General features: G+C 36.2%; 17 protein-coding genes and 1 pseudogene. 9 read left to right on the top strand and 9 right to left on the bottom strand.

What is annotated here, in order from left to right; translation table 11 throughout:
* The first annotated feature begins 59 nt into the window (after nt 1-59).
* Together rlmD and P2Q73_RS18280 are read left to right on the top strand one after the other, a co-directional pair.
* Nucleotides 60-1436 (top strand): 23S rRNA (uracil(1939)-C(5))-methyltransferase RlmD, encoded by a 1377-nt coding sequence (gene rlmD / locus P2Q73_RS18275; RefSeq protein WP_056833310.1) that lies wholly within the window; start codon nt 60-62, stop codon nt 1434-1436.
* 120 nt (nt 1437-1556) lie between these two features.
* Nucleotides 1557-2694 (top strand): annotated as a pseudogene (locus P2Q73_RS18280) (zinc-dependent alcohol dehydrogenase).
* 491 nt (nt 2695-3185) lie between these two features.
* Here the strand turns inward: P2Q73_RS18280 and P2Q73_RS18285 are convergent.
* Genes P2Q73_RS18285 through P2Q73_RS18300 form a run of 4 tightly spaced genes read right to left on the bottom strand, consistent with a single transcriptional unit; the run spans nt 3186 to nt 4603 of the window.
* The gene (locus P2Q73_RS18285; protein ID WP_275789818.1) at nt 3186-3614 is read right to left on the bottom strand and encodes a GNAT family N-acetyltransferase; all 429 of its coding nucleotides are present in this window, start codon (nt 3612-3614) and stop codon (nt 3186-3188) included.
* Nucleotides 3615-3617: 3 nt separating this feature from the next.
* Nucleotides 3618-3830: a hypothetical protein gene (locus tag P2Q73_RS18290; protein ID WP_275789821.1), complete on the bottom strand. Its 213-nt coding sequence runs from the start codon at nt 3828-3830 to the stop codon at nt 3618-3620.
* A gap of 28 nt (nt 3831-3858) precedes the next feature.
* Nucleotides 3859-4137, bottom strand: a complete 279-nt coding sequence (locus tag P2Q73_RS18295; RefSeq protein ID WP_275789823.1) for a hypothetical protein — start codon at nt 4135-4137, stop codon at nt 3859-3861.
* A 22-nt stretch (nt 4138-4159) separates the two neighbouring features.
* Nucleotides 4160-4603: a hypothetical protein gene (locus tag P2Q73_RS18300; protein ID WP_275789826.1), complete on the bottom strand. Its 444-nt coding sequence runs from the start codon at nt 4601-4603 to the stop codon at nt 4160-4162.
* A gap of 155 nt (nt 4604-4758) precedes the next feature.
* Between P2Q73_RS18300 and P2Q73_RS18305 the strand changes: the two genes are divergently transcribed.
* Nucleotides 4759-5541: an SDR family oxidoreductase gene (locus tag P2Q73_RS18305; protein WP_275789827.1), complete on the top strand. Its 783-nt coding sequence runs from the start codon at nt 4759-4761 to the stop codon at nt 5539-5541.
* A gap of 20 nt (nt 5542-5561) precedes the next feature.
* Here P2Q73_RS18305 and P2Q73_RS18310 read toward each other — a convergent pair whose 3' ends face one another.
* Nucleotides 5562-6284, bottom strand: coding sequence for a class I SAM-dependent methyltransferase (locus P2Q73_RS18310; protein WP_275789829.1), 723 nt, complete (start codon nt 6282-6284; stop codon nt 5562-5564).
* 18 nt (nt 6285-6302) lie between these two features.
* Nucleotides 6303-7478: an MFS transporter gene (locus P2Q73_RS18315; protein ID WP_053592012.1), complete on the bottom strand. Its 1176-nt coding sequence runs from the start codon at nt 7476-7478 to the stop codon at nt 6303-6305.
* Between the two features lie 427 nt (nt 7479-7905).
* Here P2Q73_RS18315 and P2Q73_RS18320 point away from each other — a divergent pair, with 427 nt between their 5' ends.
* The 4 genes from P2Q73_RS18320 (at nt 7906) to P2Q73_RS18335 (ending at nt 12396) form a co-directional block, all read left to right on the top strand.
* Nucleotides 7906-8091, top strand: a complete 186-nt coding sequence (locus P2Q73_RS18320; protein WP_053592011.1) for an SE1561 family protein — start codon at nt 7906-7908, stop codon at nt 8089-8091.
* A gap of 325 nt (nt 8092-8416) precedes the next feature.
* The gene (locus P2Q73_RS18325) at nt 8417-9946 is read left to right on the top strand and encodes a fumarate hydratase (RefSeq protein WP_275789833.1); all 1530 of its coding nucleotides are present in this window, start codon (nt 8417-8419) and stop codon (nt 9944-9946) included.
* A gap of 144 nt (nt 9947-10090) precedes the next feature.
* Nucleotides 10091-12001, top strand: coding sequence for a heavy metal translocating P-type ATPase (locus P2Q73_RS18330; RefSeq protein ID WP_275789836.1), 1911 nt, complete (start codon nt 10091-10093; stop codon nt 11999-12001).
* Between the two features lie 209 nt (nt 12002-12210).
* On the top strand, nt 12211-12396 hold the full coding sequence (locus tag P2Q73_RS18335) for a hypothetical protein (RefSeq protein ID WP_056833251.1): 186 nt from the start codon (nt 12211-12213) through the stop codon (nt 12394-12396).
* 124 nt (nt 12397-12520) lie between these two features.
* Here the strand turns inward: P2Q73_RS18335 and P2Q73_RS18340 are convergent, their stop codons facing one another.
* From P2Q73_RS18340 to P2Q73_RS18350, 3 genes are all read right to left on the bottom strand, one after another.
* The gene (locus tag P2Q73_RS18340) at nt 12521-12958 is read right to left on the bottom strand and encodes a GlcG/HbpS family heme-binding protein (RefSeq protein WP_082461115.1); all 438 of its coding nucleotides are present in this window, start codon (nt 12956-12958) and stop codon (nt 12521-12523) included.
* A 166-nt stretch (nt 12959-13124) separates the two neighbouring features.
* A complete protein-coding gene (locus P2Q73_RS18345; RefSeq protein WP_275789841.1) occupies nt 13125-14075 on the bottom strand; it encodes a YihY/virulence factor BrkB family protein in 951 nt (316 codons plus the stop codon).
* A gap of 26 nt (nt 14076-14101) precedes the next feature.
* Complete coding sequence (locus P2Q73_RS18350; protein WP_053592007.1) at nt 14102-14485, bottom strand: hypothetical protein; 384 nt, start codon at nt 14483-14485, stop codon at nt 14102-14104.
* Between the two features lie 187 nt (nt 14486-14672).
* Between P2Q73_RS18350 and P2Q73_RS18355 the strand changes: the two genes are divergently transcribed.
* Together P2Q73_RS18355 and P2Q73_RS18360 are read left to right on the top strand one after the other, a co-directional pair.
* On the top strand, nt 14673-16040 hold the full coding sequence (locus tag P2Q73_RS18355; RefSeq protein WP_056833249.1) for an alanine/glycine:cation symporter family protein: 1368 nt from the start codon (nt 14673-14675) through the stop codon (nt 16038-16040).
* Nucleotides 16041-16102: 62 nt separating this feature from the next.
* A complete protein-coding gene (locus P2Q73_RS18360; protein ID WP_053592005.1) occupies nt 16103-16324 on the top strand; it encodes a DUF1128 domain-containing protein in 222 nt (73 codons plus the stop codon).
* The last annotated feature ends 36 nt before the right edge of the window (nt 16325-16360 follow it).

Consider the following 16360-nt stretch of genomic DNA (forward strand, 5'->3'; position numbering starts at 1 on the left):
ACCGGAGTGATGAAGTGGGGATTTTACTGCTAGTTAAAGCGGATAAAGGACGTGAAGGAATGACAGAACAAACAGTAATACAAGTAGGACAAGAATTTCCTCTAACGATAAAAAGACTTGGAATAAACGGCGAAGGTGTAGGTTTTTTCAAACGAAATGTTATTTTTGTTAAAGGTGCTTTACCTGGCGAAGTAATAACAGCTCAAGTGACAGAAGCTAAGGCAAAATATGCAGAAGCAAAAATCAAAAAAATCCGTCAGGCTTCCCCTGATCGTGTAGTTCCACAATGTCCAGTTTATGAAGCATGCGGTGGTTGTCAGCTTCAGCATATGAGTTATGGGAGACAGCTAATCGAAAAAAGAGATCTTGTTATCCAAGCACTAGAACGTTATGTCAAAGACTTAGCACCAACTATTGATGTAAAACAAACTATTGGCATGGATAACCCGTTGAATTATCGAAATAAGAGTCAGTTTCAGGTAAGAAGCGTAGGAAATAAAGTTATCGCTGGATTATATGCCGAAAGCTCAAACAAATTAATTGATATCAATGAATGTATTATGCAACACCCAGTGACTACACATATCACAAATGAAATTAAAGGCTTCCTGCATAAACTGAACATTCCTATATACGATGAAAAGAATCCAAATGGAATAGTTCGTACGATTGTTGTTCGTACAGGTGTAAAAACAGGGCAAATCCAAGTAACACTTGTTACTACTAAAAAGAAAATGCCTCATAAAGAGGAACTTGTTCAACTAATTCGTGGAATTGATTCTAATATTGTGTCCATTAGTCAAAACATTAATGCAGAAAAAACATCACTTGTTTTTGGTGATACAACATTCAATTTATTTGGAAAAGAAACGATTCATGAAAAACTTGGAGAATTGGCTTTTGACTTATCAGCTAGAGCATTCTTCCAACTAAATCCGGAGCAAACTGAAAATTTATACACTGAAATAGAAAAAGCGGCTGCTCTTACGGGAAATGAAACAGTAGTAGATGCCTATTGTGGCGTTGGAACAATCGGACTTTGGCTTGCAAAAAATGCGAAGGAAGTTCGTGGAATGGATATAATAGAAGAATCTATTCAAGATGCTAAAAAGAATGCTAAACGGAATGGCTTCACTAATACAAAGTATGTTCACGGAACTGCGAAACAATGGCTAACAAAATGGAAAAACGAAGGTTTTGTTCCAGATGTTTTAACCGTCGATCCACCACGCACAGGTCTTGAGGATGAATTTATCAAAACCGTTTTAGCTATCAAACCAAAACGTTTTGTATACACTTCATGTAATCCTTCCACTCTTGCAAAAGATCTTCAGCAGCTGACAAATCTTTACGATGTGAAATATATTCAGCCAGTAGATATGTTTCCTCAAACTTCACATGTTGAGGCAGTAACTCTACTAGAATTAAAGAACTAAAAATAAGCCAGAGAATCTGTTTAAGATTCTCTGGCTTTTTAGCATCTTCTTAATTATTGGTTTTGTTTTTTCAAATTGGGTTATTACTATTAATGAGACACTTTTAAAGGAGGAGATTTTTTGAAAGCAGTCACTTTCCAAGGAGCAAAGGATATTAAGGTAAAGGAAGTACCCGATCCAATAATTGAAAAGAGCGATGACATTATCGTACGTATTACGACTACTGCCATTTGCGGTTCTGATTTGCATATTTATAGAGGTGCTACGCCTACACGTAAGGACTATGTGATTGGCCATGAACCTATGGGAATTGTAGAAGAAGTAGGACCTGATGTTACAAAAGTTAAAAAAGGTGACAGAGTTGTTATTCCTTTTAACATTTCCTGTGGGGAATGTTTCTATTGTCAAAATGAAATGGAAAGTCAATGTGACAATTCAAATGAAAATCCAGCTATAGATTCAGGTGCTTATTTTGGCTTTACCGAACGCTATGGTAATTATCCTGGTGGACAAGCAGAATTTTTAAGAGTGCCCTATGGTAATTACATGCCTTTTAAGATTCCAGAATCCTGCGAATTAGAAGATGAATCCTTATTATTTATTTCGGACGTTCTTCCTACAGCTTATTGGAGCATTGAAAATTCTGGAATGAAAGCAGGCGATACTGTTGCAGTACTTGGTTCTGGACCAATCGGACTGATGGTACAGAAATTTGCCTGGATGAAAGGTGCAAAGCGAGTTATTGCTGTTGACCATGTACCTTATCGTTTAAACCATGCGATCAAAATGAACAATGTGGAAGCATATAATTTTGATGATTTTGATGACATGGGAAGCCACATTAAGGAAATTACAAATGGTGGAGTAGATGTTGTTATAGACTGTGTCGGTATGGATGGGAAAATGTCCATGATAGAAAAAGTAGAACAAAAGCTTAAGCTTCAGGGTGGAACTTTGAGCGCTATTGATATTGGCTTAAATTCAGTAAGAAAGTTTGGAACTATCCAATTAACTGGCGTTTATGGATCTCTTTATAATATGTTCCCACTAGGTAATATTTTTGAACGAAACGTAACTTTAAAAATGGGACAAGCCCCGGTTATTCACTATATGCCTATGCTATATGAAATGATAGCGAACGGCGAGATTGATCCACGCGAAATTATTACATAGAGTTCCTCTAGAAAAAGCAAGCGATGCATACAAAACATTCCACGATTTTGAAGAAGAAAGTATTAAGTTTGTCTTGAAGCCATAAACTTCTTCCTATGTATTTAGAAAATAATAAGGTAGCACTTTATTGGTTTGAAGAAGCGTTCGCTCGACTCCTGCGGGAGCGTTGCGAGTGCACTGAAAAAATCTATAGAATTTGATCTAACTAACAATGTCGTCCGATAAATAAGAAAATCGTTGAAATGACTCCCTTTCCGCGGGCGTTGCCTTAGCCTCCTCGCTGCGCTGCGGGGTCTTCGGCTAACGCTATTCCCGCAGGAGTGTCGTCTTTTTCAACGATTTTCTATAAATACTAATTGAAGTGATAAAAACTTGTTCTATTAATGGCATAATGGTTTTCTAATTGAAAAGCGGATAATAGTTAATTGGAGTGGAGGGCGGCGACTCCTGCCGGAATAGCATGAGCTGAAGACCCTGGACTGAGCGTAGCGAGGGAAGCGGCTGAAGCCATGCCGGTGGAAAGCGTCCGCCTGGAACGGAATTTAATGGGTCGATAAGTCAAATATCCAACTAAATTTAGTCGTTAGCTACTCTTTTATCATTAGTAAACTCACACATAAAACGTTCAACGCCTGGATATTTTTCTCCTAAACTCGTAATCTCAAATCCACACTTTCGATAAAATTCAACTGCATCCCTATCGGTTTCGGTATGAATAGAACAAGAAGAATAGTGAGCACAAATAAAATTAATCATTTGGCTCCCTATTCCCTTTCCTCTTTCACTAGGTGATACAGCGATGTGTTTTATTTCAATAGTATTTGAGCTTATAATTTCAATCCCAATACAACCAATTATTCTTTCTTTTAACTCAAGCCCATATAAATTTCGTTCATTTGAAGACACGTATTTTTCATATTCTTGATTAATCTTATCCACAGAAGTCGCAAAAGACAGAAGCTGCCTTTGTTCTGAATGTATCGATTTGGCACTAATTTTTATCAATTGTTACCTCCTGTTCGTCGTTCCACTCTTTTCTTCCACACTTATTTTTTTTAGCTCTATAAGCCCGCCTATAAACGAAGCAAACCCTCCCATTCCTATAATTACTGGAAAAAATGAAACAGTAGTCATTGTATCATTTGTCATTAAAAAATACATTATATAGAAGAACAAAACAAGGCTACTAGTAGCTCCTATTATTACACTTATTTTTCTCATAGTTATTCAACCCTTCGACACTGCGGTATTAGAAAAATAGAATAAATGAAATAACAAAATATACAATACCTAATCCTATTTCCGTAAGTACAACCTTTCTTTTAGCTTTGTGATAATAACTTTCAATACCGTCTACTGTAGAGCCAATACCTCCCATAACAAAGACAAAGCTTAGTAAAGAAATATCCAAGTCGTTAACTATTGCCATTATTAAAAAGATAACCATTGCCAAGAGTATAAAAAATCTCGTAAACAAAATGGGCTTAGAACTTTTCTTTCTGTTCACTTTTTCAATGAATAATTCCATTAAACTTACCTCGTGTCATTTATTAATTGCTGTTATTAGTATTCCTATTTTCAAACATTCCAATCATTATGGATAACCCTGCGACAATTGCTGGAATACCTAGTTCATTTATCCGGTGTAACCAATAAGGAATAGGAACAGTAAAATTAGATAAATCAGGAGTTGTATATTTTACAATAGTGAATATAACTGGGCTATAAAATGCAATAAGCAAACTTGGTAAACTTACACATAATAGTAATGGCCAATTTATATTAACTGTCCAAGTTTTGATAAATAGTATTGATATATATAAGCCAAATATTAAAAATATAGTTGCACTGAACCAAAAATAAGGAAGCATGTCGAACGTTATTGCGCTATTATCTCGAATTCTTTGCCGTAAAAAGGAACTTAATAATGTCAAAGCAATTAAACCAACGACCCAACATAATTTCCAAGCGTAATTCGACCAATTAGTACGCATATGAAATCCCCCTATCATAATCGTTTCTAAGAGCACTTTTATATCATACGTTTTTAATTGAAAATTAGTTTCATTTTTTGCAAAATTTTCCGTTTTAAGATCATACTCTTTGAATTGTCGTTGGTTTTATAGCTAAAATGGAGTATATAAAAGAAATGGGTGATGATATGTTCCAAGGAAAAGTATGTGTCATAACGGGTGGAGCCAAAGGAATTGGCAGATGTCTTGTAGAAGAGTTTTCAAAGCTTGGATGCTCTATTGCTTTTATTGATAAAGATGAAAATGCAGGTCAGAAAGTGCTTACCAACTTATCTGGCAATCATTTATTTATAGCTGGGGATTTAGCTAAAAAAGAAGATATTGAGAAGTTTGCCAATCAAGTTATTCAAAAATATGGCTCAATTGATTTCTTGCTTAATAATGCGTGTTTTAGCAATAAGGGAATTATAAGCGATTGCAGTTATGAGGATTTTACTGAAGTATTAAATGTAGGAATAACAGCACCTTTTATGTTGACAAAGCTATTTCTGACTCATTTTAGCAATCATGCTGCTATCGTCAATATGTCGTCCACTCGAGCACTTATGTCCCAAGCGGACACAGAGAGCTATAGTTCCGCAAAGGGAGGTATATCAGCACTAACTCATGCTCTTTCTATTAGCTTAGCAGGAAAGGTACGTGTGAACGCAATCAGCCCTGGATGGATTGAAACTACTGAATATCATGAATCAAATGAAAGCTATAATGCTTCTGATGAAGATTTACTTCAACATCCATCTCATCGAATAGGAAATCCACTTGATATAGCAAGAGCTGCTATTTTCTTATGTGATCCCAAAAACGATTTTATCAACGGAGAAAATATTACAATTGATGGCGGTATGTCCAAGCTAATGATTTATAATGGAGATGGCGGTTGGAACTACAATAAACAATGAAAAAGGAAACACTTGGTGATTTAATCCCGAGTGTTTCCTTTTTTAATCGCTTTTACAATCATAAAATGTGGATTTTTCATTAGACGTTCATATTTTTCAGGTTCATTCATTTTAAATTCTTCTGTAGGTTGAGGTTCAATTATCCGCTCAATAAAAAAATGCACAAGTGTATCATTTAGTATCTGTTGAAGAGGTCTCCGGTAGAATGGAACTTCAATCACTCTCCCTTTTCTTTCCCATTGGTCGATAATGAATTCATTTGAAAAATAATCTCCATTTTCGGATAATCTAAAATCCATAAAGGGATGGTGGACGGAAAATAACAGTTTTCCACCGGGATTTAATATTCTCTGAAACTCCTTGAAAGTGCTGCTCCAGTCCTTTATATAATGAAGTACTAAAGAGCTAATGATCCAATCAAATGTTTCATCTTCAAAAGGAAGCTTTTCTCCCAAGTCTATACAAAAAACACTTGCAGCTTCCCCAACTCTTCTTTTAGTAGCCTCTACCATTTTAGGACTAATATCGGTGGCAGTTACATCTGCTCCTAAATGGATCAATTGTTTTGTATACCACCCAGCCGCACATCCTGCATCCAGAACTTTATTATTTCTTAAATCGGATGGCAAAAGGTTCATCATCGCAGGTCGTTCATATTGCGTGTTGAATGGACTATTAGTATCCACGTTATGTTCATAATCATCCGCAAGCTGATTGTAGGTTTCTTTCACTCTATTATTCATATTTCACCTCACACTCCTTCAAACAAAACTTTTCTTTTGAGGATTCGATACAAAGATAATAAACGATAAAATGCCAAGTAGTAAGGCAACTAATACTAAAAAGCTAATACCTTCAAATAGCTGAATAAAAAGACCGCCTAAAAAGGGACCAGAGAGACTTCCAAGACTAAAGAAAATACCACAAATTAAATTACCTGTAGGAAGCAGTTCTTTCGGTGTTAAGTCAGCCATATAAGAAATCCCCAATGAGAATGTCGACCCTACAAACATTCCAGCTATAAAAAATAATATGGCTATTATCATGGTAGAAGTTTCAAAAAGACTGGCAATTCCAAATGTAATTGCGCCAAGGCCAAGCATTATGATTAACACTTTTCGTCTTCCTATTTTGTCACTTAATACGCCAAGTGGCAGTTGAGAGACAACTCCTCCAATAGAAAATGCTGCTAGTATGTACGACAAGCTTGTAACTTCTATAGCATTTCGAAGTGCATAAACCGGATAAATGGCGTTTAAAGAAGATTCCAAGAATCCATAACAAAACGGAGGAATAAATGCTACCCAAGCAACAGCGAACGCTGCTCCAAATCGTTTCCATGTTCCTGTGTGAGCTGATGAGCTAGTATGAATTTCTGGTTTTTCATTTTTAACAAAAAAGACTAACAACCAGGCTCCTAAACAGAGAAGACTAGATACGATAAACGGCAGCCCTTCAAAGATTTCTACAAGTTGGACAAACAAAGGTCCTACTGCAAAACCCACACCAAATGAAAGCCCGTATATCGCTATATTTCTTCCTAATCGATGTTGTGGGGAGAAGCTAGTAATCCAAGTCTGTGTGGAGAAATGAAGGGCATGATCCCCAATCCCTATCAACAATCGCAATACAAACCAAAATGCAACACTCTTCCATAACGGAAAAAGCATTAGTGAGACAATTACGAGTAGCCCACCTATAACAATAATGGGCTTGTACCCAAACTTACGAAGTGGAGGCTCGATAAATGGAGATATTAATAATGTACCTATATAAAGACCTGTTGCACTTAATCCATTTAAAGTCGCACTTACCCCGTCTTGCTCAAATATTACGGAGATGAGTGGCAATAACATCCCTTGTGAAAAACCTGATATAGATACAATCGTGACAAGTATCCAAAATCTCTTACGTTCAACTGCTGTAAATTGCTGCATATGCTACCTCTTTTTATATATTCTAAGTTGTTCTAAACAGTAGTGTAGCAGACAAATCGATCACATTATATATATTTTTCTTAAAAATTGGGTAAGCTATAGAAAGCAGACATCAACAAAAGGCCCAGTCGATATCTACGTGAGATCTGACTGAGCCTTTTACATATAACTATTATTCACTTGTATATTCATAACTGCATTTGCGGCGTCTATGCCGGTGAAATGTCTGAACCCCCTCCTTCTCTCGATTGAATGGTTTTCGACTATTCACTACGGCCTCCCTTCTATGTATGCCTTAAAGAAACTTTAACACATAACGATAAAAGAGTAAATATTCTAAATACAATAATTATTAAAATAACTCTTTGGACCTATCTTTTATACCTATTTTCATTTATTCTTAAATCATAAAGTGAGGTGTTATTCTGTGGGTAAACAAATTTCAAATCCAGAACAACAAGTATCTTATTTAAAAGATCGTCTGCAAATGTTTTTAGAGGTATTAGATTCAATTGAACCTGAAACGACTGAACTGGAAGATATAGATCGACTTATTCAAATGATGGATGACTTAGAGTTGAAAATGGAACAATTTAAAAGTTCAAACGATTAATTCGCATGTCAAAGAAGTTCGAAATGCATCACATTGCGAACGCTCAGATTGTCGACAAAAGGTATCGAGAGGCCTCCTCACGATACCTTTTGTCAATTTAAAGAACCAGATTAGTAAATCGTCCGCAAACTGATCAACACTCATTCAGCGGGCGGGGCAGAGCCGCTTCCTTCCCTACGCTCCAATCAATCAATTGGATAATTACATATGAAGATACGTTAAGGCTCTACATAAAACTTACATGAATCCTCTCTTTTTTTCGAAGTGATTAAATAGTATACTTGTAATGTTTAAGATACATATACATAGAAGGAGCGTTTGACCCATGCAATTGGAGCAATTAGAAAAAAGTATTTATGACTTAGTAACCGAAACATCGACAAATTTACCAAAAGACGTCCGTCGAGCAATTAAAAAAGCGAAAGCAGCTGAAAATGCTGGTACACGAGCGGCGATGAGTTTAGACACCATTACAAATAATATTCAGATGGCGGATGACAACGTATCCCCTATTTGCCAAGATACTGGGTTACCAACATTCAAAATTAAAACTCCTGTTGGAGTTAACCAACTAGAAATTAAAGCAGCGATTAAGCGTGCGATCGTGAGCGCTACTAAAGATGCGAAGCTTCGTCCTAACTCTGTTGATTCATTAACAGGGAAAAACAGCGGCGACAACCTTGGCGAAGGTGTCCCAGTAATGAAATTTGAGCAATGGGAAAAAGATTATATTGAAATGAAGCTAATCCTAAAAGGTGGCGGCTGTGAAAACAAAAACATTCAGTATAGCCTTCCTACAGAACTAGAAGGCTTGGGCCGAGCTGGACGTGATTTAGACGGAATTCGTAAATGTATTTTACATTCTGTTTATCAAGCACAAGGGCAAGGATGTTCTGCAGGCTTTATTGGAGTGGGCATTGGTGGAGATCGTTCCTCAGGTTATGACCTTGCAAAAGAACAATTATTCCGTCATGTAGAAGATACAAATCCTAATCCAGATCTAGCAAAATTAGAAGAGTATATTGTTGAAAAAGCAAATACATTGGGTATAGGAACTATGGGATTCGGTGGAGAAGCAACTCTGCTAGGCTGTAAAATTGGTGTGATGCACCGTATTCCAGCAAGCTTCTATGTATCTGTTGCTTACAACTGTTGGGCATACCGTCGAATGGCAATTAACATTCACCCAACTACAGGTGAAATCATAGATTGGCATTACCAAGATGGAGAAAAAATTGAATTTAAGGAAGAAGCTACTGAAGAAGCCCCTAAAAAAGTGGTGGAACTTCAGGCTCCAATTTCGGAAGAACAAATACGCTCCCTACAAGTAGGTGATGTTGTATCAATCACTGGTCGTATGTATACTGGCCGTGACGCAATCCATCATCACTTAATGAGTCATGATGCTCCAGTAGATTTAAACGGACAGATCATTTATCACTGTGGTCCAGTAATGCAGAAAGACGATGAAGGTAAATGGCATGTACGTGCTGCGGGACCAACTACTTCTATTCGAGAAGAACCATACCAAGGCGATATTATGAAAAAATTCGGTATTCGTGCGGTAATTGGTAAAGGTGGTATGGGACCTAAAACACTTGCTACACTATCCGAACATGGTGGAGTATATTTAAATGCGATTGGCGGAGCAGCTCAATACTATGCAGACTGTATTAAAGGCGTCGAAGGCGTTGACCTAATGGAATTCGGCATTCCGGAAGCAATGTGGCATTTACGAGTGGAAAACTTCACAGCTGTCGTAACAATGGACTCACACGGCAATAGTTTACATGCGGATGTAGATAAGTCTTCGTTAGAAAAACTATCTGCATACAAAGAACCTGTATTCAACTAAACGTATCGATTGACATTAAATAACTTCTAAATTATAATAATTATAAAGTAGTAATGAATATAAAATGGATTTCCAACTGGGAATCCATTTTCGTCATTTTATAAGCTTATTAATAGTGAAATTCATTATCAAGGAGGTATTTACATGTCTACTATAAAGGAAACAAATGAGAATCCATCATTTTTAAAATCCCTATTTCCCCATATGGAGCTAATTGCCGCTCTCTTCTCTGGAGTATTAATTCTCGGTGCTTGGTTGCTAAGTAATGCTGGCCAAGAGACAGCTTCTATCGTATTTTATTTGTTAGCATTTGTCATTGGAGGCTTCGCTAAAGCAAAAGAAGGAATAGAAGCAACCATTGAAGATAAAGAATTGAATGTGGAAATGCTAATGATTTTAGCAGCGATTGGTTCTGCTATTATTGGTTATTGGACGGAAGGTGCTATATTAATTTTTATCTTTGCTGTTAGTGGTGCACTTGAAACCTATACAATGAACAAAAGTAAAAAAGAAATTTCTTCCCTCATGAAATTACAACCGGAAGAAGCCTGGAAACTAAACAGTGATGGCTCTACAATCCGTGTCTCCGTAAACGAACTTGTAGTCGGAGATCAATTGGTTGTCAAACCTGGAGAAAGAATACCTGCAGACGGCATCATTGTAAATGGTTTTACTGCTGTAGATGAAGCTGCTATTAGCGGTGAGTCCATTCCTGTTTCCAAACAAACAAAAGATGAACTATATGCTGGTACCGTGAATATTAGTGGCGCTATTACTATGGAGATCACAAAAGCAAATGAGGATTCACTTTTCCAAAAGATTATCCAACTTGTTCAATCTGCCCAAGATGAAAAATCTCCCGCACAACAATTTATTGAGAAATTTGAAGGTACTTATGTAAAATTCGTATTGCTTGGCGTGGCAGTTATGATGTTTCTTCCACATTACTTACTTGGTTGGGACTGGACGACCACGTTGTATAGAGCGATGGTTTTATTGGTAGTAGCATCACCTTGTGCTCTTGTAGCTTCTATTATGCCTGCAACACTCGCAGCTATTTCAAATGGAGCCAAAAGTGGGATATTATTTAAAGGTGGAGTCCACTTAGAAAATGTCAGTGAAATTAAAGCAATTGCTTTAGATAAAACAGGTACATTAACACAAGGCAAACCAGTTGTAACAGATTTTTTTGTTCGAGAAGATTTAGATCGGATAGCAACTCTAACATTACTGGCAACTATTGAAACGCAGTCGAATCACCCACTTGCACAAGCAATAACTTCCTATGCCAAATCAGAAGGAATTGGTCAACTTCCCCTTATTCATATTGAGGATAAACCTGGATTTGGGTTAGAAGCAACTATTGACGGTCAAACAATCATTGTGGGAAAACCTGAATTTGTGAACAAAAAGGATGCATTTGCTTTCCAAAATGGTATCGCAGCTACATTAGCTGATGAAGGAAAGACTGTCATCTTCATGCGAGATCAACAAGGAATTGCAGCTGCTGCCGCTTTGAAAGATACAGTACGGGAAGAAGCAAAAGAAGCCATAAAGTTACTTCAGTCACTAGGAATAAAAACAGTGATGCTAACAGGAGACAATGAAAAAACAGCGAAAGTGATTGCTAAAGAAGCAGGAATCGATCAATATATCGCTGAATGTCTACCTGAAACGAAAGTAGAACATATGAAAGCATTATTGAAAGAGTACAAATTCGTCGGAATGGTTGGGGATGGCATTAATGATGCTCCAGCACTAGCGACTGCAACAACTGGATTTGCTATGGGTGAAGGAACAGATGTAGCACTTGAAACTGCTGATGTAGTGTTAATGAAAAATGACTTATCGAAAATCGCATATGCAGTTAAAATGTCTCGAAAAATGCAAAGAATTGTAAAACAAAACATCGTCTTTTCTATTTCAGTTATAGGCGTACTAATTATCTCAAACTTTCTCCAAGCAGTTGATCTTCCCCTTGGAGTAATAGGTCATGAAGGAAGCACTATTCTAGTAATCTTAAATGGTTTAAGAATGTTAAATAGAAACATTTAAAAAACACTCCTAAATAATCGTAGAACTCAAAAAGGACTTCTTATAGTCCTTTTTTGATTTGTTCTTGAACAAAAGCCTCCGTAGTTGAACAAGGGAGTTATTGTCTTCACTCAAAACGGTATTGTATTCGAATTACCCTCGTGAATCGCAATTGGTTCAACTTACCTTTCCCTTGTACATATACTGTACTAAAGAGGAGGCGAAATAAAATGGATCGATTAATTCTTTTAATGTTAGCTAGTATATTAGCTGGTTTTGCATTGTTAAAGGTTCCCTTAGAAGGTACTTTCTTAGCAGGTTTAGAGCAAATAATTAACTTAATAGGTATTTTAGCAATTATTATTTTCTCTCTTTTCCTAATTTTTAAAGGTTTAATGGCACTGCTGGGGAAATAAAAAAGTTGCACCACCTATTGCTTAGCCAAACAGACAGCAAACAATAACCAAAAATGTAAAGAGACTATGTATAGTGGGTATACCATTGTACATAGCCTCTTTACATTCCTATATTAAGACAAAATTATTGATCATTTGTGTTTGTTCGAGTAAATGTCATGCTTTCAAATAAACGAACTGCTGCAGTTGCTACTTCAATGTCTTGTGCGCTTGTTGCTCCACTTACTCCTATACCCCCAACTATTCTTTTATTGTATATAAGCGGAATTCCTCCACCCAATATGACAATTCTCCCTTGGTTTGTTGTATTAATTCCAAAGGATGGCCCTCCAGGAAGTGCTGCACTAACGAGATTAGCTGTTGGTACTTGCAAAGCAACACTGGTCCATGCCTTATTAACTGCTATATCGATCCCGGCGATTTTAGCATTATCCATTCGATGGAAGGCTATCAAATTTCCTCCTTCGTCAACAATTGCTATATCCTCTGTAATACCCATCGCCATTGCTTGTTTTTCTGCAGCTTCTAATAGTGCTTTTGCAGTTCTAAGAGAGATAATCAATAATTGTACCCCTTTTTACTTTTTCTTTATTTTATGAACAAAATGATTTTCCGTTACGAAAGTTAATATATTTTTATGTATAAAGAAGTTCTCCTAATTTGCACTATGCAGCAAATTAAATGATCATGACATTTACCAATTATTTGAGACAAAAAAAACAGAAGGGCTAATGCTGCCCCTCTGCTTCTTTTTGTTCCAGTACAATTTTTCTCTCTTGCATCACCGCATTCACTTGCCCACCTACAAGGAGCATTATTCCGGAAATATATAGCCAAAGCATCATAACGATGATTCCCCCAATGCTTCCATACGTAGAAGAATAATTTCCGAAGTTACTAACATAATAGGAGAATGCTAACGAAACAACGATCCATCCAAAAGTTGCAAAGGCTGCTCCTGGAAAAACGCTTCTTAAAAATAATTTTTTATTTGGTACAATCCAGTAAAGAGCAGCTAATATTAAAAACATAATAATCGGACTTATTGTCCATCTAATATTATTCCATAGCTTTATAAAACTCTCTTCAAAACCGAAATAAGAAAATAGAATAGTTCCGATTTGCTGACCAAAAACTGGTAGAACAAGTGCAATAACCAATAAAAATATTAAAAGTAATGTGAAGACAATCGATAAACCTCTCACAATAAAAAAAGGTCTCGTTTCATCTAGATTATAAGATCTATTTAATGACTTAACAATTGCATTCATCCCATTGGATGCTGACCAAATAGTACCTATAATCCCGAAGGATAATAGTCCTCCATTTCGGTATTGCAAAACATCCGAAACTGTATCTTCAATTAGAATATAAACATCTTCTGGAGCATAGTTTTCTAGAAAGCGAAAAACTTGTGCCTCGTCCAAATTTAAATATGGCAATAAGGTAACTAGAAAGATAATCATTGGAAATAATGATAATAAGAAAAAATAAGCTAGCTGAGCAGCAAGACCAGTAATATCTGTTTCCTGAATATGTTTAATCAGATGCTTCACGTATCCTGACCATGTAGTTAAGTCTTGCTTCTCACTTTTTTTCTCTTCTTTCTTTTCATACCATTTAGTGGAGGACGAAGTGTTTGTTTCAGATACTTCTTTATTTAAATGATTATGTTCCACCTCATCCCCACCTTTCTTATGATTTATTACTTTTTTTCTTCATAAATACTTGTATATTCCGGTTCCGGGACAACAATTGATTTGTACTCGTCTTTTGATTGTGAAAATGCATCTTTCGTGTCAGTCAGTAAAGTTTTCACTTGAGGAGTCATTTCTTTTACCTCGTTTACTTTTTGAGATAAATACTTAGCATCCGAAGAAAATTGATCATAAAATGCCTTCCATTTTGTCACTTGGGATTCAATGTTAGTTTTTAATTCTTCACGGTTTTTACTGTAGTATACAATTTCATTTCTAATATATCTTGATTTGTTCATAACAGAATCTCGAGTCTTTCTATCCATCATTGTTATTGCACCACCAAGTAGTGCACCATACATAATTCCTTTAAATAATTTATTTTCACTCATATTCTTACCTCCATTTTTCGCTATATCTGTATTCAATTATACCCTTGTCATAATAGAATAAAACAAATTAATTGAAAAATAGTCTTGACTATATCTCTGAATTTTAAGAACATTGGTAATAAGTAAAAAACAATATAGAAAGGGAGCAAGACTTAGAAAGTAAAATTATAATGGGGGTTAATAATCGATGGAGAAGTTAAATGAGTTTTTAGGAAGTGTATCATCTTTTTTATGGGGCATACCGCTCTTAATCTTAATCGTAGGGACAGGCATTTATTTAACAATTCGAGTAGGATTTTTACAAGTTAGGCTTTTACCTGTAGCTTTGAAACTAGTATTCTCTAAAAAGCATGATAAGTCAGCGGAAGGAGATATTTCACAATTTCAAGCACTTACAACTGCGCTTGCTGCAACTGTAGGGACAGGGAATATTGTCGGAGTTGCTACAGCTGTAGTTCTCGGTGGACCTGGTGCAATTTTTTGGATGTGGTTCTCTGCATTTTTTGGTATGGTTACGAAATATAGTGAAGCCATATTAGCGGTAAGATATCGTGTAAAAGATGCAAACGGTCAAATGGCTGGTGGTCCGATGTATTACTTAGAACACGGACTAAAACAAAAATGGCTGGCAGTTTTATTTGCAATCTTTGGTGCGATTGCAGCATTCGGTATTGGAAATGGAACACAATCTAACTCCGTTGCCGGAATTGTAGATTCAACATTTGGTATAGATACATGGATTACTGGAATTATACTTACTGTATTTACTGCACTTGTTATCCTTGGTGGGATTAAATCTATTGGTAATGTTACTGCGGTATTCGTACCAGTTATGGCATTATTCTATTTATTAGCCGGTTTAATAGTTATGGTTACAAATATCACTGCTATACCAGAAGCATTCGCTACTATCTTTAGAATGGCATTCTCTGGTGAAGCTGCTGCTGGTGGAGCAATTGGTGCCGCTATTCGTTACGGTATTGCTCGTGGTGTATTCTCAAATGAGGCTGGTTTAGGTTCTGCTCCTATTGCTGCTGCTGCTGCAAAAACAGATTTACCAGGACGACAAGCACTAGTTTCTATGACTCAAGTATTTTTAGATACTTTCTTAATTTGTTCAATTACTGGAGTTACGATTGTATTGTCAGGACTTTACCAGGATCCAAATCTTGCAGCAAATGAATTGACTTCTGCTGCTTTCGGACATTTCTTAGGTGACTGGGGACCAATTGTTGTAGCAATCGGATTAGTTTTCTTTGCTTCCTCTACTATTTTTGGTTGGGCTTATTATGGAGAAAAATGTTTCCAGTACTTATTTAAAAGTCCTTCATCATTAATTGTTTACCGTATTGCATTCGTAATAATGGTATTTATTGGTTCAGTTGTTTCTCTAGATTTAATCTGGACTTTCTCTGATATAACCAATGCATTGATGGCAATTCCGAACTTAATAGGATTACTTGGTCTATCTGGGGTAGTTATATATGAAACAAAACGGATTCAAGATAAATTAAAAGAAGAAAAACTAGCGCAGAAATCTGCGAAATCTATTTAGTAATTGACAATCGTTGCGTAGCGTGAAATGATACTTAATGTATGAAAGGTAGGTACAAAAAAATGAATTTATCTGAGCCTTCGGTTGAAAATGTTACGTATATGATTGAAACAATAAAAGAAAAGCTTCGCATGGTAAACGTTGATGCAATGAAATCAGAACATTTTAATGCTAGCCAATATGAAGATTTAGTTTACCTATACGAAATGGTTAGTAAAAGAGACTCTTTCTCTCCAAGTGAAATGCAAGCTATTGCTGCTGAATTAGGTAATTTAAGAAAATAAAATAAAGAATCCTTCACCCATATTAAGGTGAAGGAT

It is taken from the genome of Bacillus sp. Cr_A10 (assembly GCF_029222665.1).
GTDB lineage: Bacteria > Bacillota > Bacilli > Bacillales_A > Planococcaceae > Psychrobacillus.